Source organism: Paraburkholderia caffeinilytica (assembly GCF_046030355.1).
Classification (GTDB): domain Bacteria; phylum Pseudomonadota; class Gammaproteobacteria; order Burkholderiales; family Burkholderiaceae; genus Paraburkholderia; species Paraburkholderia caffeinilytica_B.
In genome coordinates, this window is sequence record NZ_JAQQCQ010000001.1 from 355,837 (window position 1) to 375,449 (window position 19,613).

Annotated in this window: 16 protein-coding genes; 7 read left to right on the forward strand and 9 right to left on the reverse strand. The window is 60.8% G+C overall.

The genetic code is table 11. The features are described 5' to 3' along the window. Window positions 1–85 precede the first annotated feature (85 nt). The gene (locus PQQ95_RS01545; protein WP_408434091.1) at window positions 86–1,144 is read right to left on the reverse strand and encodes an HAD family hydrolase; all 1,059 of its coding nucleotides are present in this window, start codon (window positions 1,142–1,144) and stop codon (window positions 86–88) included. 620 nt (window positions 1,145–1,764) lie between these two features. Here PQQ95_RS01545 and PQQ95_RS01550 point away from each other — a divergent pair. From PQQ95_RS01550 to PQQ95_RS01580, 7 genes are all read left to right on the forward strand, one after another. Beyond that, entirely contained in the window at window positions 1,765–2,559 is a 795-nt protein-coding gene (locus PQQ95_RS01550) for a hypothetical protein (protein ID WP_408434094.1), read from the forward strand. Between the two features lie 21 nt (window positions 2,560–2,580). After that, window positions 2,581–3,996 (forward strand): DUF1254 domain-containing protein, encoded by a 1,416-nt coding sequence (locus PQQ95_RS01555; RefSeq protein WP_408434098.1) that lies wholly within the window; start codon window positions 2,581–2,583, stop codon window positions 3,994–3,996. Between the two features lie 28 nt (window positions 3,997–4,024). Next, window positions 4,025–5,512, forward strand: a complete 1,488-nt coding sequence (locus tag PQQ95_RS01560) for a DUF1254 domain-containing protein (protein WP_408434101.1) — start codon at window positions 4,025–4,027, stop codon at window positions 5,510–5,512. 100 nt (window positions 5,513–5,612) lie between these two features. Further along, window positions 5,613–6,584 carry a SphA family protein gene (locus PQQ95_RS01565; RefSeq protein ID WP_408434103.1) on the forward strand — a complete coding sequence of 324 codons (972 nt, stop codon included), beginning with the start codon at window positions 5,613–5,615 and terminating at the stop codon, window positions 6,582–6,584. A gap of 268 nt (window positions 6,585–6,852) precedes the next feature. Continuing rightward, window positions 6,853–8,835 carry an alkyl/aryl-sulfatase gene (locus PQQ95_RS01570; RefSeq protein WP_408434106.1) on the forward strand — a complete coding sequence of 661 codons (1,983 nt, stop codon included), beginning with the start codon at window positions 6,853–6,855 and terminating at the stop codon, window positions 8,833–8,835. 180 nt (window positions 8,836–9,015) lie between these two features. Beyond that, on the forward strand, window positions 9,016–9,153 hold the full coding sequence (locus PQQ95_RS01575) for a hypothetical protein (RefSeq protein ID WP_408434109.1): 138 nt from the start codon (window positions 9,016–9,018) through the stop codon (window positions 9,151–9,153). 71 nt (window positions 9,154–9,224) lie between these two features. Beyond that, window positions 9,225–11,585, forward strand: coding sequence for a carbohydrate-binding family V/XII (locus PQQ95_RS01580; protein WP_408434541.1), 2,361 nt, complete (start codon window positions 9,225–9,227; stop codon window positions 11,583–11,585). A gap of 125 nt (window positions 11,586–11,710) precedes the next feature. On the opposite strand, the gene PQQ95_RS01585 is transcribed toward PQQ95_RS01580, so the two are convergent. The 8 genes from PQQ95_RS01585 to fliT all read right to left on the reverse strand — a co-directional run bounded on the left by PQQ95_RS01585 (window position 11,711) and on the right by fliT (window position 19,612). After that, window positions 11,711–12,448, reverse strand: coding sequence for a class I SAM-dependent methyltransferase (locus PQQ95_RS01585; RefSeq protein ID WP_408434111.1), 738 nt, complete (start codon window positions 12,446–12,448; stop codon window positions 11,711–11,713). A gap of 4 nt (window positions 12,449–12,452) precedes the next feature. Next, window positions 12,453–13,238, reverse strand: coding sequence for a phytanoyl-CoA dioxygenase family protein (locus PQQ95_RS01590; protein ID WP_408434114.1), 786 nt, complete (start codon window positions 13,236–13,238; stop codon window positions 12,453–12,455). 33 nt (window positions 13,239–13,271) lie between these two features. Continuing rightward, the gene (locus PQQ95_RS01595) at window positions 13,272–13,796 is read right to left on the reverse strand and encodes a GNAT family N-acetyltransferase (protein WP_408434117.1); all 525 of its coding nucleotides are present in this window, start codon (window positions 13,794–13,796) and stop codon (window positions 13,272–13,274) included. After that, window positions 13,793–14,770: a hypothetical protein gene (locus PQQ95_RS01600; RefSeq protein ID WP_408434120.1), complete on the reverse strand. Its 978-nt coding sequence runs from the start codon at window positions 14,768–14,770 to the stop codon at window positions 13,793–13,795. Before PQQ95_RS01600 ends, PQQ95_RS01595 begins: the two co-directional genes overlap by 4 nt. Next, window positions 14,767–15,465 (reverse strand): WbqC family protein, encoded by a 699-nt coding sequence (locus PQQ95_RS01605; protein WP_408434122.1) that lies wholly within the window; start codon window positions 15,463–15,465, stop codon window positions 14,767–14,769. The genes PQQ95_RS01600 and PQQ95_RS01605 overlap by 4 nt, the downstream gene beginning before the upstream one ends. A gap of 5 nt (window positions 15,466–15,470) precedes the next feature. Next, window positions 15,471–16,616, reverse strand: coding sequence for a dTDP-4-amino-4,6-dideoxy-D-glucose aminotransferase VioA (gene vioA / locus PQQ95_RS01610; RefSeq protein WP_408434125.1), 1,146 nt, complete (start codon window positions 16,614–16,616; stop codon window positions 15,471–15,473). Beyond that, window positions 16,613–19,000, reverse strand: a complete 2,388-nt coding sequence (locus PQQ95_RS01615) for a tetratricopeptide repeat protein (protein WP_408434128.1) — start codon at window positions 18,998–19,000, stop codon at window positions 16,613–16,615. The genes vioA and PQQ95_RS01615 overlap by 4 nt, the downstream gene beginning before the upstream one ends. Window positions 19,001–19,297: 297 nt before the next feature. Further along, window positions 19,298–19,612, reverse strand: coding sequence for a flagellar protein FliT (fliT, locus tag PQQ95_RS01620; protein ID WP_408434131.1), 315 nt, complete (start codon window positions 19,610–19,612; stop codon window positions 19,298–19,300). Window position 19,613: the final 1 nt, after the last annotated feature.

Below are 19,613 nucleotides of genomic sequence, written 5' to 3' on the forward strand. Positions count from 1 at the left end.
GAGTGGTGAGAGATGAAGGCCGGGACGGCCGCGTAACAAACGCAGCGAAGACTGCGACTAACGTGGCCTTCCCGGCAAGCCCCTCTTAATTCGACGACGCCCCACCCGTTGCCGCACTATCCGGCTTGAACACCGTCTTCCAGTCATCCTTCATATCCACAACGACCCAGCCTTTCGCACCGGCTTCATCCAGACCCTTGTCGAGCTTGCCGCTTTTCGCCGTGCGGTCGTACGCATATTCCCGTTCACCGTCGGTGTGATGCAGTAGCGCGGCGAAGCGCGGGCCGTCGCCGGCCGAGGTCCATTCGAGCATCGGCACGTCGCCGTCCGCGTTGCCGAACGCGATCACCGGACGTCTGCCGATCACGCGGTCGATGGCGAGCGGTTTGGCCGCTCCGTCGACGAGCGTGTCGACCTGCCCAAGCCGGGTCAACGCGATGACGCCGCTCGTCTGGCTGTACTTGTATTTAACGGTGCTGCCGATCACCTGCTCGGGCGGAATGCCGTACACGCGCTGCGCCATATCGCGGACGAACTCGACGTCGCTGCCCGTCACCAAATAGGTTTTGAAGCCGTTGGCGCGCAGATAGGCGAGCAACTCGAGCATTGGCTGATAAGCGAGGTCGGCATACGGGCGGTTAAAGCGCGGATCACTCGCGGAGTCGAACCATTCGTGCACGAGCGCGGCGAATTGTTCGCTAGTCATGCCGGCATGCGCCGCCGCCAGCAGTCTCATCGAGCCAATGTCGCCGCTCGTCGCGACACTCTTCAAATTGCCTGTCAGAATTGAGCGGAACGGTTCCTGCCGCTTCCATTCCGGATGCCGCCCGGCCACCGTCTTCACCCGTTGCAGCGCGAACACCAGTTGTACAGAGGCGGGTTGCTCCGGCCACAACGTGCCGTCGTTGTCGAACACGGCGATCCGGTCAGCACGTGCGACGAAATCTTTCGACTCGGGCGTGGTGACCAGCGTGACGAAATCGACAATCGAGCGTTTGGTCGCGGTGTCGTTCCAGGACGCGAGGGCTGCAGCGGTCGACCCGCTGGCTGATGACTCGGTGGCGTCATGGCGCGGCGTCACGGTACAAGCTGAAAGAACCACAACGGCCAAAGCAATGCAGTACCGATGCATCGTGCGAATCATGAAAGCCTCATCAAAAGCGGTGGGTCAAACTTTGAACGAGCGCCAGTCTAATGGGGCGCGGTGATTGTTGCAGCCGTTCTGTTGCTTTTTTGAGTGGCGGCATCAATGCCGGTAATTTGCAATGGCATAGGCAGTTCCCCGATTTCTTGTGAATCGAGTGAACAAATGCCCAGGAATCTGACAAAAATATGCAATAGGAATGGCGATAAAGATCTAATTCGTGCGGAAATTTCCGAGCTTTCGTCCGCGTTACAAATTTATCTCTGTAATTTGCAGGAACGTTTGCTAGTATTCCGCAACGACATTCTAGGTTGTGCACTTTCTACCCCCGCATGCCTCGTTTGGTGCGGCGTCTCTTTATTTTGAAGGAGCGTCCATGCAAGCCCCGTATCCGGCCGTACCGTCTTTCCAGCTTATTCGAGAGCGTTAGCGCGATTTAATCGCGCGCCTTTATGTCTTGCATATTTCCCTGGCCGCAGCGTGGCTGCCGGGTGAGTGAGCACGTGTCTGCGATTAGTTCGATTTAATTAGAAATTGCGAATGCTATTTATTTGGCTTTATTTGCGATTGGAAAAGGAGTGCGTTCGCCTATAAGAAACGCCCATAGACGAGGTGCGGGAATGGGTTGTAAATGCGCGGTTGGATCGGCGGCGTTATACGCCGCTTCGGTGTTGTTGTCGCCGGCGTTCGCCCAGGCATCTGCTGACGAAGCCAACAAGAGTAATAACCCGCTTAATCTGGCTGCCTCGTTCAACATTCAGAACTACTACACCCCGAGCGTGTTCGGTGCGAGTGCGCATACCAACGATCTGCTCTTGCGTCCCACCGTGCCGATCGGCCCAAACAGTCTGATCGGTGTGCCGGAAATTTTCCGCGCCACGGTGCCGGTCAGCACGCGGCCCGGTCTAGGCGGCGGTTACAACACCGGCCTTGGCGACCTGAATCTGTTCGACATCTTCCTGCTCTCCCAAGGCGACGTGCAGGTCGGCGTGGGTCCGCTCGTGACCATGCCGACGGCCACCGACCCGAGCCTCGGCACAGGCAAGTGGCAGGCGGGTCTTGCCGCAGTCGCCGTCAGTGCGACCAAGGCGCGGCTCCTCGGCGGGTTGGTGCAGTGGCAACACTCGTTCGCGGGGCAAAGCAGCCGGCCGACCACGCAGTCGCTCACGGCGCAGCCATTCGGCATCTTTAACCTGCCGGGCGGCTGGTATATCCGCTCGACGGGCATCTGGACGTTCGATCTGCAACACGGAAGCTACTACATTCCGGTCGGCCTCGGCGCGGGTAAGGCGTGGAAGGGCGGCTCGACGATCTTTAACGCGTTCATTGAACCGCAGTACTCCGTCGCCCATTCCGGCGCGGGCGTGCCGAAGTTCACGATCTTCGCCGGCCTGAACATGACGTTCGGCAAGTAGACAACGACCTGGAGAGTAAACATGACGTTTATGAAACGCCTGCAGATCGGCGCAGTCGTCGCGGGTCTGTTGCTGACGATGTTGCCGGCCACGCAAGCTGGTGCCCAAGCCGCCGCTTCATCCGCGGCCGTTATGGCCTCACCGGACGAAGCGCGCGCGATCGCAAAGGATGCGTTCCTCTACGCGTATCCCATGCTGTTCAACTACAAGACGCTGTACCAGCAGGCGCTCGACGCCAGTTCGAAGTCTTACGTGGGCGGCTTTGGCAAGTTCCGCAATTACTCGCAGCCGTATGGTCCCGAGAACAAGGAAATCGTCACGCCGAATAACGACACGCCGTACTCGTGGGCATGGCTTGATCTGCGTCGCGAACCGTGGGTGCTAACGGTGCCTGCGGTGCCGAAAGAGCGCTACTACGTGTTCCAGTGGATCGACCTGTTCACGTACAACTTCGCGTACGTCGGTTCGCGCACCACGGGCAACGAAGCGGGCCACTACCTGTTCGCCGGACCCAACTGGCACGGTGATACGCCAAAGGGCATCGACAAGGTCTTCCGCTCCGAAACGGACCTGATCCTGACGCTCGGCCGCACAGCGCTCAACGGCGCGAGCGACGTAAAAAACGTTCAGGCGATCCAGAAGCAATACAAGCTCACGCCGTTGTCCGCCTTCGAGCATACGGCGGCACCCCCAGCCGTCGCGAAGCTCGATTTTCCGAAGTGGGATGAAGCGAAGGCGACGTCGGTCGATTTCATCGCCTATCTGAACTTCCTGCTGCAGTTCACGCAACCGCCCGCGCCGTCCGAGCAGGAATTGATGGCGCGTTTCGCGAAGATCGGCATTGCACCGGGCGCACCGTTCGATCCGGCCACGTTGCCACCGGAAACCCGCGCGGCGCTCGAAGCGGGCGTCGCCGACGGCAAAGCCGCGTTGGCCGATGCGGAAAAACACACCACCAGCTCATTCAACCTGTTCGGCAGCCGCGCGGATCTGAAAGACGACTACACCACGCGCGCCGTCGCTGCGGCGATGGGGATTTACGGCAATACAAAGGAAGAAGCGGTGTATGTCGGCACGCGAGTGAACGGCGAACACGCGCAGTTGGTCGGCTCGCAGCCGTATGTCCTGCACTTCGACAAAACGGAGCTGCCGCCCGCGAAATTCTTCTGGTCTATGACGCTATACGACCTGCCCGCGCGCCACCTGGTCGCGAATCCGATCAACCGTTACTCGATCGGCGACCGCACCAAGGGTTTGAAATACGGCGCGGATGGCTCGCTGGATATCTACGTGCAGAACACGTCGCCGGGCACAGATAAGGCATCGAACTGGCTACCGGCACCCGCGGGTGCATACGACCTCATCATGCGGATCTACGGCCCTGACCAGACCGTGCTCGACGGCACCTGGAAATTTCCCGAGCCGCAAAAGCGCTAGGCCGCGCATGGACAAACCCGAGGACAATATGAACAGGAAAACCGCGACATGGGTCACGGCTGCCGTGCTGGCCTCGGTCGCCGCGCCCATTCTGGCAAAGCAGCAGCCGGACCAGCCGGGCCATACAACGGCCACCGCCCCGTCCGTGCCGGGCCCCGTGGCCGGCTACGCGATCTCTGAAGAATATGCACGACTGGTGGCGCGCCAGACCTACTTCTGGGCGTGGCCAATGGTGAACGTCTACGGCCGCCTGCTGGCGATGAGGCAGGTACCGCAGCCGGGCCTGAATGGCGGCATCGTGCCGGTCGCACCGCCCAATCACCTGTCTATGTTGCGCGACTATATCCAGCCGCAGGAGCGCTTTGTCGCATGTCCGAATCAGGACGTGGTCTACGGTTCCGCGATCCTCGATTTGAACCGGACGCCGGTGGTCGTGCAGGTGCCTGATTTCGGCAAACGCTTCTGGGTTTATCAGGCCGTCGATTTGCGTACCGACGGGTTTGCGAGTCTCGGCAAGATGTACGGCACGCGTCCAGGCTTCTATCTGTTAGCGGGTCCTGACTGGCATGGCCAGGTGCCGAAGGGCATCCGCCAGGTGTTCCGTTCGTCGACCGGCGTCGGCAGCTTCATTCCGCGCGTGTTTATGGACGACACACCTGAAGATCGCGTGGCCGTGCAGTCGGTAATCGCGAAGGTTGGCCTGTACCCGCTCGCCGAATACGACGGCAAGATCAAGGAAACCGACTGGTCGAAGCTGCCGAGCTTCGGTCCAACCGATGATGCGGCGGGTGGCAACGCCGAAGAGATCAAGTGGGTCGATCCAAACCGGTTCTGGGACGAACTGCCGACGGTGCTCGACGAGACGCCGCCGCAACGCGGCGAAGAAGCCCTTTATGCGCAGGCGCGCGCGCTGATCGCAGCGGCGCAGAAAGATCCGGCGATCAAGGCGGCAATTGTCGACGAAGGGGCCAAGGCTGAGGCAGATCTGGTCACGCCTCTGTTCAACTTCAACACCTTCGGAAAACGGCTGCCCGCCAACTGGAACACCATCAGTAACGGCGCCGCATTCGGCACGGACTATTTCACGCGCACGGCGGTGGCGAAATCGAACATCTTCGTCAACAAACCGAACGAGACCAAGTATTTTTACGCCGATGCCGACGCATCCGGTCAGCGCCTGGACGGCAATGCGCACTACACGGTGACATTTGCCAAAGATAGTTTGCCGCCGGTCAAAGGATTCTGGTCGCTGACCCTGTACAACGCTCATCACTTCTTTTCGCCTAATGCGCAGAACCGCTACTCGCTCGGCACCAAGAACAAGGACTTGAAGTTCAATGCCGACGGCTCGCTGACACTCTACGTGCAGAACACGAGTCCCGGCGACGACAAACTTTCCAACTGGCTGCCGGCGCCTGCCAACGAAGCGTTTTCGCTATACATACGCGCCTATTGGCCGCAGCAGCCGGCGCTCGACGGCAGCTGGACACCGCCGCCGATTGTGCGCCAACTGTGAGAAACACCCCGTTGGGAATGTGTGCGGCTTGCTGCCGCAGTGCGTCAATACCTTGTTCCGCAGAGTGAGAATGCGAAAGATCAATTTCATGAGGATGACTATGAGTCGCCCAAACCGTTTGTCCGCAAGCAGGTCACTCGCCAGGTTGTGCACGGGTGCGCTTCTTACCACTGCTGGCGTGGGTCTCTCGCAGCAAGGGTGGGCCACGGAAGGTGGCATCGGCAGGCCGATTACCGGCCAGCAGATCACGCCCTATGCGGGTGTCGTACCGCCCACGGACGACTGGATCGTGTCGGCCACCACGATCTATTACGAAGGCTCGCTCGGTGCGAGCAAAACGATTCCGATCGCTGGGCAACTCACGGCGGGCGTCGACGTCACGGCGGTGTACGCCATCGTCAACGCGGTCAAGACGTGGGGCATTACGCTGGGTGGCTGGAACTTCGCGTCTTCATTCGGGGTGCCGTTCCAGTACACCGACATTTCGTCGTTTCACGGCCGTTTGCCGAATGATCACAACACGCAGTTTGCCGATCTTTTCTTCACGCCGGTGGTGGCTGGCTATCACCTGACCAAGACCGATCACATCGCGTTCAGCGTGCAGATTTACGCGCCGACGGGGGCTTACAGTTCGAGCCGGCTCGCCAATGCTGGACAGAATACGTGGACCTTCACGCCGACGGTTTCCTACACGAAGCTGTTCCCGAAAGAAGAGATCGAGCTCTCACTGAACTACGGCGTCGGCTTCTACACGCCGAACAACGACACGCATTATCACAACGCACCGGTCAGCGTGCTCGACCTGCTGGCGCTCAAACGCTTCGGCGGTGGCTGGGGCGTGGGCGTGGTGGGCGGTTATATCCAGCAACTCGGTCATGACAGCGGCGGACTGGCCGATGTCACCGGCGGCAATCAAGGGCATTCGGTGGGTATCGGACCGATGGTCACGTGGTCGGGCAAGGTCCAGAAAACGCCGGTGTCGGCATCGCTGCGTTGGGTCAATGAGTTCAACGTCAGCAACCGGCCAAAGGGGAATGCAGTGGAGCTGTCGATCAGCGCCACCTTCCAGTAACGGGGCGTGCATCTGGCGATCCGTCGTTCGTTGCGCGTGCCGCTTCCCGTCGACACACCTGCGCCCATCAAAGTCGACGGGCGCAGTCATTCCTTTTTTGCGCAGCCGTATGTGTGGCTGCGCGGTATGTCCGATACGAAGTTCCAGGACAACAACCAGCCTACCGCGAAGCTGAAATCTGCTGGAACGTCACACCGCGCTGCTGCGGTTCAAAGTTGTTTAGTTCGACATGTTGTTGCCGATGTTTTGTTGATTCGAGGAAATGACGATGGAAAAACAAAAACGCTGTCAGCGGTTCACCGCTGTCACACTTGCTGTCGCTACGCTTTGCATCTCACACGCAGCCCTCTCGCAAACCGCTGCACCTAACAAGGACGCAACGGCCATCACAAAGCAGGAAAACGCCGAGATCTACAAGCAACTGCCGTTCGACGACAAACAGGATTTCGAAGACGCGCAACGCGGTTTCATCGCGACGATTCCGAACGGCGTCATCAAGACCGACGACGGCGGCATCAGTTGGAGTCTGAACAAGTACAAGTTCCTCGAAGGCCCGGCACCGGATACCGTGAATCCGAGCTTATGGCGCAATGCGCAGCTCAACATGTTCAATGGCCTCTTCAAGGTCACCGACCACGTCTATCAGGTGCGCGGCCTCGATCTGGCGAACATGACGATCGTAGAAGGCGACAACGGCATCATCATCATCGACGTGCTGGTCACTAAAGAGGCTGCGCGCGCCGCGCTCGACCTGTACTACCAGCATCGTCCGAAAAAACCGGTGCTGGCCGTGATCTATACCCACAGCCACGCCGACCACTACGGCGGCGTGAGGGGCGTGGTCGACGAAGCGGACGTGAAGAGCGGCAAGGTGAAGATCATCGCACCGGAAGGCTTCCTCGCCGAAGCCGTCAGCGAAAACGTGTTCGCCGGCAATGCCATGGGCCGCCGCACGCTCTATCAATATGGTGCGTTCCTGCCGGCCAGCCCGCGCGGCCAGGTCGATGCGGGCCTCGGCAAGACCACCTCGTTCGGTACGCTCGGTCTGATTGCGCCGACCGACACGATCAGCAAGACGGGTGAGACGCGTACCGTCGGTGGCGTGCAGTTCGAATTCCAGATGGCGCCGGGCACGGAAGCACCGTCTGAAATGCTGATCTACATGCCGCAATTCAAGCTGCTCGATACCGCCGAAGACACCACGCACACGCTGCACAATCTGTACACGCTGCGCGGCGCGCAAGTGCGCGACGCGGTCAACTGGTGGAAGGTGCTGAACGAAGCGATCGTGCGTTACGGCGACAAGACCGACGTCGTGATTTCCCAGCACCAGTGGCCGACGTGGGGGCGGGAACGGGCAGTCAGCTATATCGCCGGTACGCGCGACATGTTCAAGTACATCCACGATCAATCGCTGCGCCTCGCGGATGAGGGCTATACGATGACCGAGATCGGCGAGCAGATTCAGGTGCCGGACTCCATCGGCAAGAAGTGGTACAACCGCGGCTACTACGGCTCGGTGAATCACGATTCGAAGGCCGTGTACCAGCGGTATCTCGGCTGGTACGACTCGAATCCGGCGAACCTGCATCCGTTGCCGCCGGAAGAAGAATCGAAGGAATTCGTGCGCTACATGGGCGGAGCGGATGCCGTAATGGCGAAGGCGAAGCAGGACTTCGACAAGGGCAACTATCGCTGGGTCGCGACCGCGATGAACAAGGTGGTGTTTGCCGATCCGCAGAACAAGGCGGCGCGCAATCTCGAAGCGGACGCGCTGGAGCAGCTCGGCTACCAGACCGAAAACCCGACGTGGCGCAACGAATACCTGATGGGCGCGTACGAATTGCGCAATGGCGTGCCGAAGGTGGCCGGCGTGAACACTGTGACGCCGGATGCGGTGGCGGCGATGAATCCGTCGTTGCTGCTGGACTACATGGGTATCCGCCTGAACGGTCCGAAAGCAAATGGCAAGCAAGCCACGATCAACTGGGATCTCGGCAATGGCGAGAAGTACGCCATCGAGTTGCGCAATTCGGTGCTGATCTACACGCCGGACGCGACGCTGCCGAATGCCGACGCCACGTTGACCATGAGCAAGGATGAGTTCGCATCGTTGCTGATGGGCGGCCAGACGCTCGACAAGCAGACGCAGTCGGGTAAGGCCAAGGTGACCGGCGATTCGCAGAAGGTGACTGAACTGTTCAGCATGCTGGACAGCTTTAACCCGATGTTCAACATTGTGACGCCGTAACAGGCGTGTGCGCGAGGGGGCGGTCAGCAGGCGACCGAAACCTCTCGCGCGGGAACGATCCGTGAATCGTGCTTATGCATCGAAGTGGCCGGGAAATGCGGCGCTGCACGCCTCGTTCGATTCCGTTTCTCCGAGCGTATCCGTGAGAAACTTCTTGAACTCGAATGGTGGGACATGTCGATGGACTGGCTGCAAAAGAATAACGACCGTTTCCTTGTTGACCTGACGGCAGACGAGGGGCGGTCAATAGAAATCCTGACCGAGTTGTTGCGCGCAAAAAACGGGGCCGGCGAAGCGATGGCCGTAGCGAAGACTTGATGCGTTAGCACGGAGCCCGCTGCGTCCGTTGACCGGTCTATCCGCCGTCAATGCTCATGGAGCGATGCATGATGAAAACTACGATGAAGCGGTCTTTGTTGTTGCTTGCCGGCGTCTGCACGTCGCTTGCGGTGACACTTGCCACGCCCGGGCAGGCGCTCGCCGCGGCCCCCGCGCAGCCGCTGCCGCCGGTCTGGCCGCGCGACTTCGATAGTGCACAGCAGCGTATCGAACTCTATCAGCCGCAGGTAGAAGTGTGGCAGGGCACCCGGATCGAGGGGCGCGCCGCTTTCGCGGTCGGTGCGAAGGGTGCAACGCCGAACTACGGCGTCGCGCATTTCACGGCACGCGCTGAAGTCGACAAGACCAACTCGACGGTGCAACTGAGCGATATCGTGTTCGACCAGGTCGACATGCCGGCTACGCCGTCCGCAGCCGCCGGCGTCAAGACAGCCCTGCAGGCGCGCATCCCGAAAGACGGCCTGACGACCTCGCTCGAACAACTGCAGGCCAGTTACGCCAGCACCCACGAGGGCGGCGAACCCGGCCTCGCGGTGCAGAACAACGTACCTAACATCCTCTTCGCCGAACGTCCCACGTTGCTCGTGCTGGTCGACGGCGATGCGAATTGGCGTGCGCTCGGCGATACGCACTACCAACGCCTGATCAACACACGGGCGATGCTGCTCAAGGACGCGAACGGTACGCTGCATCTGAACGCCGCGGGCTATTGGTATAGCGCGACAGCGCTCGGCGGTCCATGGCATCTGAACCCTACGCCGCCGCATGAGCTGGTCGCCGCGGCGAAGAACGCGCAAACGAATCTGAAGTCCGATCCGATGCTGCCGGCCGACGGCAAGAAGCCGGCGCAAGCGCCGGACGTGGTAGTCGCGGCGCAACCGGCCGAGCTCGTGGTGACGAACGGTAAGCCGGCGCTGCAACCGGTGAAAGGCGTGAATCTGCTCTCCGTCTCCAACGCCGACCACGCGCTCTTCGTCGAGCCGCGCGACAACCATTACTATTTGCTGCTGTCGGGCCGCTGGTTCAGCGCGGCGAGCCTCTCCGGCCCCTGGACTTTCGTCGACGGCAAGAGCCTGCCTGCCGACTTCTCGAAGATCGCCGCCGACGACCCGCATGCGAACGCGCTCGTCTCTGTGCCGGGCACGCCACAAGCGAAAGAGGCCGCGATCGCCGCCACCATCCCGCAGACGGCGACGGTGTCGCGCAAGACCACCACGTTGACGGTTGCCTATGACGGCGCACCGAAGTTTGTCGGTATTGCCGGCACGTCGTTGTCGTACGCGGTGAACACGGCGACGCCGGTGATCCAGACCGCGCCTTCGCAATTCTTCGCGGTCGCTAACGGCATCTGGTTCACGGCGAGCGCGGCGAGCGGACCGTGGCATGTCGCCGATACCGTGCCGGCCGCGATCTATACGATTCCCACAGCCTCACCAGTGCATTACGTGACCTACGTCCACGTCTATTCAGCGACGCCGGATACGGTGGTGGTCGGCTACACGCCGGGCTACATGGGCGTGGTTGTCAATGCGGACGGCACCGTCGTGTACGGCACGGGCTATGTGTACGCGCCGTATGTCGGCGAGGTTTACTACGGCTATCCGGCCACCTATGGGTACGGCGCAGGCTTCGCGCTCGGCACGACGGTGGGCTTCGCCTTTGGCTTTGCGATCGGCGCCACGTGGGGCGCGCCATCACCGTACTGGGGACCGTATTGGGGCGGCGGCCCGTGGAGCTGGCAATATGCGAACGTCAACCAGGCCAATATCTACGGCCGCTGGGGCCAGGGCACCGTGACCCACGCGAGCGGCTGGAACGGCTGGACCGGCAATAGCTGGGCCGGGTCGGCGGCATCCGGTTTCAATCCGTACACCGGCGGTCATTTCCAGGCGAGCCGTGGTGCGGTCGAGAACGCGTACAACGGCAACTTCGCTGCCGGGCGGCAAGGCTCATTCAGCAATCCGTCGACGGGGCGCAGCGGGGCGGCGCGCGGCGGCGTGGTGGGCAACGAAGCTACCGGCGACTATGCGGCGGGCCGGCAGCGCGCCGGTTACAACGCGCAGACGGGACGCTACGGCGCGGCCGAAGCCGGCGTGACCGGTAACGCGTATTCAGGCGATCACCAGGCGGGCACGAAAGGCATTGTGGGCGACAAGGACACGGGGCGCGCGGTCGCGTGGAATAACGGCAATGTCTATGCAGGCAGCGATGGCAACGTCTACCGGCATGATCAGGGCGGTGGCTGGGAGCAGCACAGCGCCGACGGCTGGCAGCCGGTTCAGCCGAACGCCAGCCAGACCCAGCGGCTCGACTCGCTCAGGCAGGGGCATGATTTGGGGAATGCGCGCGCGAGTGGGCAGTTTCAGCCGCAGCGGCACTTTGGCGGTGGGGGCGGGCGGTTCAGGCGGTGAAAACGGTCGGGCGTGGGAACCATCCATTCCCACTTCATCGGCTCAAGGTGCGGCGGCGTCCGTCGAGTCGGCCTCAGGCGATCCGGTGGCGTCCAGCGCGGGCAGACGATTCGCTCGCGAACCGATTAGTTGTCGGCACCGCGCTCGCAGATCGCGTATACGCTGGAGCACAAGTCGGGGTAGATGCGCCCCAGCTCAAAACAACCATCCAGATACGCTCTCGATATGATGCCGGCCTGTAACGCCGCGTCGATCTGGAAGTTGGCAAGACCCTTGAAAAAGACTCCGCCCTCTGTGACCGGGCGGAGCTTCGCCGCGCGCAGATCGGCCCGAAGCGTGTCGATCGAGTAGGTTACCCTGTGGCCGTGCGCCGCTTCCGCCGCGGTGACGGCCGCGTGATGATCGATCAAGCCCATGTTGACCGCGATCTGCCGCGACCCGGCACGCGCGTTCGGCGCAGCTACGAACAGCCGGCCACCCTCGGACAGCCAGCTACCGATCCGGCTCAGAACCTCGACAGGATGATCGAGGTGTTCGAGCGTATGGATCAGAAAAATATTGTCGTAGCGCCGCGTCGGTTCGAACGTCTCGAATGTCGAGTGATGAAATTTGACCGAGTCTTCCACCTTTTCCGATGCAACCGCGATGCAGTCTGCCGACGCCTCGACGACTTCCAGCGCGTCGAAGCGCTGGGCGAGCAAGCGCGTGTAATTGCCTTCGAAGCAACCCAGTTCGAGCGCATTGCCATTGGCAAGGAACGGCGCAAATGTCCGAAGCATGTATTCATGCATCAGATAGTCGAAGTCGTAGGCGTAGCGATGGTCGGGATGATCTTTCGCTTCCGCGTTGTAGTCTCTGCTCATCTAGTCAATCCTGTCCACGTTGATAGAAACGCTGCTCGACGGGAACGTAAAACTCATCGAGCGACTCCGGGACTCGGGCGTTGAAACCAAGTACCTGACGCATCCATGCGTTGCACCGGTCGAGATTGCGATAGCCGAACAGCCGCGCGTAGTCGAGCTGCGGCTTGAAAAATGGGCTGGTGAACGTCAATGTCAAAGCGCGGCGCGGCGCGCTGGTGGCATTCTGTCCTGTCGCGTGCCACATACGTGAGTCGAACAGCAGGACCGAGCCGCGCTCGCCCGTCGCCCGTGCCGCTTGCGCGTAGAACGTTTCGTCGGCGGGTTGTTGCTGGACGTTTTGCGAGTGTGAAAGGACATGCGTCGCGCCATTGTCCAGCGTGAAATCGTCGAGCATGACCAGAGCGTTCAGCATGAAGCGCCGCGTGTCCGAGCCGAACCGGATATCACGATGTACGTTCTGTACGTAGGAGCGCGAGTCGCGCTCGTTGATGACGCCGCCGTACGAATTGAGGACAAAGTTGCCGTCGAAGTACCGTTTGAAAACGGGCTCCAGGACGGCGAACTCCGCCAGCAGTTCGACATAACACTCGCTATCCATTAACAGGTGGTGCAAGGTACCAGCGCTGTTGTCCTGCACGCCGTTGCGTTGCCGGATCTCGTTGCGCAACGCGAGGGAAGGAGCCAGCGCGTCGACCAGCGCGTCGAGCAAATCGGGGTGAATAATTTGAGGGATGACAGTCCAGCCTGCCGTTGCAAGCGCAGTGTCGTGTCGAGCGTCGATCGTATTCATGATGGAGCGAGGCAACGGGAAAAGGTGAATGGCTCAGGACCGATCGGCGGCCAGCATGGCCATCGGAATAACGTCGAGATAGCGGCCGCCTTTGAAAGCCGCCTGCCGCATCAGGCCTTCGGCGCGGAAACCCACTTTCTCATAAAGCGCAATGGCGCGAGCATTGGACGCGAGTACGGTTAATGAAACACGGTGCAGATTGAGGTCGCTGAATGCATGCTCAAGCGTCAAGCGCGTGGCGGCCTCGCCGATTCCCCGGCCGCGCGCCGACTCTGCGCCGATCTGGATTGAGAACTCCGCGCAGCGGTTCACCCAGTCGATCCCCAGCAAATACGTCACGCCGACCAGTTCCTGGGTAGAGGCGAGGCAAACCGCCAGACGAACGTTATTCGCGCGGGAACTGAGGTAACTATCGAACCATTTGCTGTCGATTTCGGGACCCACATGGCGGAAGGCGCCCCCGAGCAGACCAACCAGCGCCTGATCGGCCCGCCATGCGTTGATGGTCGCAAGGTCGCCGCGCGCGATTTCGCGCAGGAGTATCGCGTTGCTGATCATGCGAGTCGGTCCAGTATGCGTTGTACGATCGGCGCCAGATCATCACGCGTGAGCCGCTGATCGCACGGCAGGAAAAGCGTCGAGTCAGGAAGATCGCGTTCGAAATCCGGTACCCCGTCGGCGGCCGCGACGTCCGGCCAATAGCCGGGCGTGTAGACGCGTTGGATCCGAAGCGCTTCGCGAAGTCCCGAGGGGGCGCCGAGATAGGGGTAGCACAGCGGCACTGCCTCTTCGCAATGGTGAAACGTGAAGCGGTTGTAGCGCTTCAGCTTCTCGTGCAGATAAGCAAAATTCGCGACCCGCCTCGCACGCACGGCATCGTAGTCGACACCCGCGAGCATGCGCCGCGTCAGCTGCGACATCTGCAGCGGCTCCTGATTTTTCAGGCTTTCTTCGGCTGCCGCGTAGTCTGCATAACCTGCCTCGGCATCTTGCGCGAGCCGGTTCAGAAGATGCCCGCAACGTTGCACTGAGGCATGGTCGATTGCATTTGGCATGTCGATCGGCTGCTGTGTGACGAGATACCCGCCATCGGGCACGCCGAGGAATTTGCGTGGAGAGTACAGCGTGGCGAGGCAATCGCGAGGCTGCGCGAACAGGGCCTGGGCATTGTCGATCACGACGCGTTCGCGTGGAAATCGGCTGAGCACGGCGTCGACCTGATGCTCGCACAGACCAAAGTAATTCACGTAGACAAGCCACTCCCCCTGTGCGAGGTCGACGGATTGCACTCGCAAATCCGGGTCGAGCCGATAGCGTTTGACGGCTGTGCCGGCCATGCGCAGCGGCTCGACCATGGCATCGCAAATGTACCAGGGCATCCAGACGGCGGTGGGGCGCAGCGAGCGAAGCAGCGCCAGAAACGCCGCTCGCGAAGACTGAAAACAAAGTGCGCCATCATGAAGCAGCGACCGGGCCGGCGGCAACTCCAGTTCGAAATATCCGCCAATAGCGCGTGGCTGATCTGCGGTCATGCATGCACCTGCACGGAAAGCATGTCTTGGACGCGATCTTTGCTGTTGAACATCAGTACGTCGAGAATCGATAGAGCCGGATGGAAGGCATCGTCGAACTGCGGATAAGGGCACAGATTCGGTTCGATGAAAGCGAGTTCCACGCCGCGAGTGGAAAACGTCTCGCTGTCGTAAAGTGCCCGGCCGCCCGGCAGATTCACATAGATGAGCGCGTGCTCTTTTGCGCAGATATCGATTACCCGGTGAGCTCCTTTTAGCTGCGCATTGCCGTACCTGGTCGACGAGGCGACGAACTCGGTGTCGATCTCCAGATACCGGCAGATTTCCGTTATGGTGTGCGACGCGAGCAGCGAGATATGTGCGAACGGCGCCGACAGGATCTGCTCGATTAATTTGCTGATGTGCGGGTACTGGGGCGCTTTCGCATAGGCGTGACGAATCGATTCAAGCAGCTTGCGCAGCCAGCGCTCACGCGGCTGGATCAGGACGTCGTTGATCTTGAGTGTCGGGCTTGCACCCGCAAGCGGGACGGTCAGGTAGCGAACCTCGTTGCCCAGCAGCATCCGGTTGCGGTTAATCCAGCCGTTCTTGATAAAGCTCACGTCGTCGTAAAAGACGAACTTGTCGACTGCGGCAGCCAGCTGGAAATATCCGATGTACGGAAACAGGTAGGGCTGCATGATCGCGAGCTTCATGACGTTCAGCAATCCGCAACGAGTCCGACGATGCGATCGAGCATGTTGTCCGTCAGTGCCGGGAAAATCGGCAAGCACAGTACCTGTTGCGCGGCGGCATGCGCGACCGGCAGGTTTTCGCGGCGCGCGGACGGCAGCCCGCGATAAATCGGGAAGTCGGAAATCAGCGGGTAGAAATAGCGGCGCGCATAGATATCGTGATCACGAAACTTCTGATACAGCGCGTCACGACTGATCGGATAGTCCGGGCCGACGAGAATCGGGAAGTACGAATGGTTCGCCACTTTTTCGCCCGCCTTCGGCAGACAGCGGATGCCCGGTACATCGCGCAACCGTTCGCGATAGATCGCGTCGATTTGCGCGCGCCGTGCCAGCGCTTCGTCAATATGCTGAAGCTGAAGCAGTCCGAACGCGGCGTTGATTTCGCTCATCTTGCCGTTGATGCCGGATGCGACGACCGTCGTTTCATCGACAAAACCGAAGTTCTTCAGATGATCGATGCGCTGCTTTGTCTTCGCGTCCTGGCAGATGATCGCCCCACCTTCGAACGTGTTGAAGACCTTGGTCGCGTGAAAGCTCAGCACGGCGAGATCACCGTGTTCGAGAACGCTGCCGGCTTCGGTCTGCACGCCGAAAGCATGCGCCGCGTCGTAGATCACCTTCAGGTTGTAGTTGTCCGCGATCTTCTGGATGGCTTCGACGTCGCACGGCTTACCGTAGCAATGCACGGGCATGATCGCGGTGGTTTGCGGCGTAATCGCGGCCTCTATCTTGGCCGGATCGAGGTTCAAAGTGACTGGGTCGACATCGACGAATACCGGTTTGATACCGTTCCAGACCAGCGAGTGTGCGGTTGCGACAAACGAGTAAGGCGTCGTGATAACCTCGCCGGTCACGCGCAGCGCCTGTAGCGCGGTGAGCAGTGCCAGCGTGCCGTTGGTGAACAGCGCCAGATGGCGCACGCCGAGGTATTTGCACAGCGCCGCTTCGAATTGCTGGTGAAACGGACCGCCATTGGTCAACACCTTGCTGTCCCAGATCTGCTGAAGATAGGGAATGAATTCTTCGAGCGGCGCGAGATGCGGCTGGGTGACGTAGATGCGTTCGTTGATCTGCGGCTCGACGGCGCCGAGCGGTAAGGCTGCGTTCACTTGTCTTCCCCTGTTTCGGACAGTACGACCGCATCGGCTGCGGCACCGGTAGCATCGTCTGCCGAGACGCCAAAGGCAGCGGCCGGTTGGCCGTCGCACCAGCGTTGCCACATGATCCGCAATGCCCGCGACAGACCTGCGGCCACCACCTCGGGCCGGAATGCCGCCGACGCCATGCAACGCTCGCGCAGACCGGTCCGCAGAGCCGCGAGCGCGGGAATGTCGGAAGACAGCGCGACGCCTTTTGCGACGAAGTCCGCCTTATCCGTTGCAAGAAATTCCTGCAGCCCAACGTGCGACATCCAGGTCGCGCCAGCACGGCTCGGGAGTGTATCGCCGGCGATCGTCAGGGTCGGCACGCCCATCCACAGCGAGTTCAAAACCGTGGTCGAACCCGTGTACGGGAACGTATCGAGGCAGATGTCGACGTGGAAATGCTGTTGCAGGTAGACCGGGATACTTGAACGTCGGCGGAACATGAGGCGTTCTCGCGCGATACCTGCGTTGGCGAACCAGGTGATCAGCAACTGTTCGTCTTCGTCGGAACCGATTGCGCCGAGCAGCATTCGCGATGACGGCTGCGCATTCAGTAATTCAGCCCACAGGGCGATCACGTCGGGGCGCAGTTTGTTCAGCCGGTTGAAACTGCCGAAGGTCACATAGCCGTTGTGCATGGCCGGCAGGATGTTGACTGGCGGCGCGCTCTTTTCCGGCAGAAACGGCGCGTTCGCCGGCAAGTGGACGATCTTTTCCGAGAACATGCGTTCCGGGTTGCCGAACGGCACGCCGAATCGGTCCACCAGGTAATAGTCCATCGCGCTTAGGCCGGTGGTAGCCGGATAGCCTAGCCAGCTCACCTGGATCGGCGCAGGTTTGCGCACGAAGGTGAGAAGACGATTGCGGCCCGTGTGTCCCGAAAGATCGAACAGAATGTCGATTCGCTCGTCGCGGATCTTGTTGGCCAGGTGCGCGTCGGGCATACCGGTAATCTGATGCCATTCATCGGCGCAACCACGCAGCAATTGCGTGTAGTCGTCTTCGACAATGTGGTTGGTGTAGATATGCAGGGAGAGGCTGGGGTCTTTCGCCAGGTGCTCCACGATCGGAAGCAGGTAGGACGACACGGCGTGACGGAACAGGTCGCCGGAAACAAGGCCGATTTTCAGTTTGCGATCAGGCGCGCGCTTATTGACGTGGCGCGGCCACTGCGAGCGCACGGGCGCCTCATGAATCTCGGCGAATTTAATGTGCTCGGCAAACAGCGTGTCCTGATCGATCTCAGGATTGTGAGCCAACGTAAATAAGAAGTTGTCGGCGGCGATCGCATCTTTCGGGTTTTTCTCCACCGCCGTGCGGAAGCTACGCTCTGCCTCAGTCACCAGCCCCAGCTCGAGTTGCAACACGCCCAGTGCACTATGCGTGCCGGAATTGTCCGGCGCCAGTTCGACTGCGCGCCGTGCCGCGGCCAGACCCTCCGCCACGCGGCCCTGATGTACCAGAACCATACCGAAGATCCGCTGTGCTTCGGCATACTCGGGGTTGATCGCGATGATAGCTCGGCAGACTTCTTCCGCGTCCTTTGACATGCCTTTCAGTCGCAGCGTATCTGCGAGCACGGTGCGGCTTTCCAATTCTTCTGGCAGCAGTTCGGCTGCACGGCGCAAGGGGGCAAGCGCATCGTCGTATCGGCCCAGGCGGTGCAGCGAGATCCCAAGCCAGCGCCACGTGTTACCGTCGGCGGGAAAGCGCTCGGTAAGCGAGCGGCTGAGTTTGACTGCTTCAGTGATCTGGCCTTTGTTGTATAGCGAAGTGAAGCGTGTCGTTTCCTGCTGGCTGACTCGCCTGCCTGATGCGATGGTGGACTTGCCCGCGACGGTGGGCGTTTGCGTCGCCGGGGCGCTGGTTTCAGTGACAGTCCCGTTTTCCGTCGTCGGTTTTTCAGCCGGCACCTGGAACGTCGGGATGACCTTGTCCGGATTCGACATTCGCGTGATCAAACCGTCCACCGCCGGTCCCTTTAAACCTTGCTTTTGGCCCATTTCCAATGCCAGCCATGCGGCGGCTACCTGGTTGGCATCGATCAACGCGTTGATGTAGCCCACCCAATACTGGCCGTTATGCGGCTGGAGCCCCAGGCTTTGCTCGAAATGGGGCAATGCATCTGCCGGACGGCCGGTCTGGACGAACAGTACGGCAAAGTTGTAAAGCACGTCGGCGTGGTTCGGTCGTGCGTCGAGAATCGCCCGGTACAGCGCCTCGGCGTCGTCGAACTCACCCTTGTGATGGTGTTCCAGCGCCGTTTGCAAAACGAGCGCGATGTCATGCTCGAGCTGTTGTTCGGGCGTCAAGGGCTCAGCGGTCGGCTGCTCGTACAGGAGAGTCATGGTCTCAGCGCAGAATGGTCTATGACGGAAATTGTGCGACGGGGCGGGTGTTTCCGATGCGCGGAGATGACGGTGAAAAAGCCGCCTGTTTAGCGTATGGAGAGGGGGGGGCGGGAGGCCGGACGCCAAGAAAAAAGCCCGCACGAGGCGGGCTGAGGGAACGAGCGCGCCCTTGCTTCAGCGCGTAGTTCTTATTGTCTGGGACTGCAGTTCAGTGCTGCGGCGCGGTTCGGCCGTTTTGTCGTTCGATCTTGCGGCTCGGCCTGTTCGGCTCGGCTGCCGGACCGTTTAGCCTGCTTACAGCCGGGCGATCCGTTGATACTCACCAGCGGCCTTGGTGCGCCCGATCGCCGCTTCAAACTCGATGTGCAGTTCGTTCTGGGTGGTTTCCGCATCGGCGAGCAGTGCGTCGTCGATGGCCTGGATCCGGCGGATCATGTCCAGCGCCGCCGGTTCCTGATCCGCCGACAGCGACATCAGCAGCGGCGAGCGCGCTTCGGTCAGGCGGGCCGCTTCCGGCCAATCGGCCAGCGAGGCGGCCTGTTCGATTTCCCGGGTCATCGACAGCAGCCGTTCGATCAGTTCGGTCTGGTTCATTTCGATCGGATCCATG

What these genes read in the sequence shown, in the direction of transcription:
- PQQ95_RS01590 (WP_408434114.1), bottom strand. Translation starts at nt 13,238, where the DNA reads ATGAATACGATCGACGCTCGACACGACACTGCGCTTGCAACGGCAGGC.
- PQQ95_RS01580 (WP_408434541.1), top strand. Translation starts at nt 9,225, where the DNA reads ATGAAAACTACGATGAAGCGGTCTTTGTTGTTGCTTGCCGGCGTCTGC.
- PQQ95_RS01585 (WP_408434111.1), bottom strand. Translation starts at nt 12,448, where the DNA reads ATGAGCAGAGACTACAACGCGGAAGCGAAAGATCATCCCGACCATCGC.
- PQQ95_RS01550 (WP_408434094.1), top strand. Translation starts at nt 1,765, where the DNA reads ATGGGTTGTAAATGCGCGGTTGGATCGGCGGCGTTATACGCCGCTTCG.
- PQQ95_RS01545 (WP_408434091.1), bottom strand. Translation starts at nt 1,144, where the DNA reads ATGATTCGCACGATGCATCGGTACTGCATTGCTTTGGCCGTTGTGGTT.
- PQQ95_RS01560 (WP_408434101.1), top strand. Translation starts at nt 4,025, where the DNA reads ATGAACAGGAAAACCGCGACATGGGTCACGGCTGCCGTGCTGGCCTCG.
- PQQ95_RS01595 (WP_408434117.1), bottom strand. Translation starts at nt 13,796, where the DNA reads ATGATCAGCAACGCGATACTCCTGCGCGAAATCGCGCGCGGCGACCTT.
- PQQ95_RS01615 (WP_408434128.1), bottom strand. Translation starts at nt 19,000, where the DNA reads ATGACTCTCCTGTACGAGCAGCCGACCGCTGAGCCCTTGACGCCCGAA.
- fliT (WP_408434131.1), bottom strand. Translation starts at nt 19,612, where the DNA reads ATGGATCCGATCGAAATGAACCAGACCGAACTGATCGAACGGCTGCTG.
- PQQ95_RS01575 (WP_408434109.1), top strand. Translation starts at nt 9,016, where the DNA reads ATGGACTGGCTGCAAAAGAATAACGACCGTTTCCTTGTTGACCTGACG.
- PQQ95_RS01600 (WP_408434120.1), bottom strand. Translation starts at nt 14,770, where the DNA reads ATGACCGCAGATCAGCCACGCGCTATTGGCGGATATTTCGAACTGGAG.
- PQQ95_RS01555 (WP_408434098.1), top strand. Translation starts at nt 2,581, where the DNA reads ATGACGTTTATGAAACGCCTGCAGATCGGCGCAGTCGTCGCGGGTCTG.
- PQQ95_RS01605 (WP_408434122.1), bottom strand. Translation starts at nt 15,465, where the DNA reads ATGAAGCTCGCGATCATGCAGCCCTACCTGTTTCCGTACATCGGATAT.
- PQQ95_RS01570 (WP_408434106.1), top strand. Translation starts at nt 6,853, where the DNA reads ATGGAAAAACAAAAACGCTGTCAGCGGTTCACCGCTGTCACACTTGCT.
- PQQ95_RS01565 (WP_408434103.1), top strand. Translation starts at nt 5,613, where the DNA reads ATGAGTCGCCCAAACCGTTTGTCCGCAAGCAGGTCACTCGCCAGGTTG.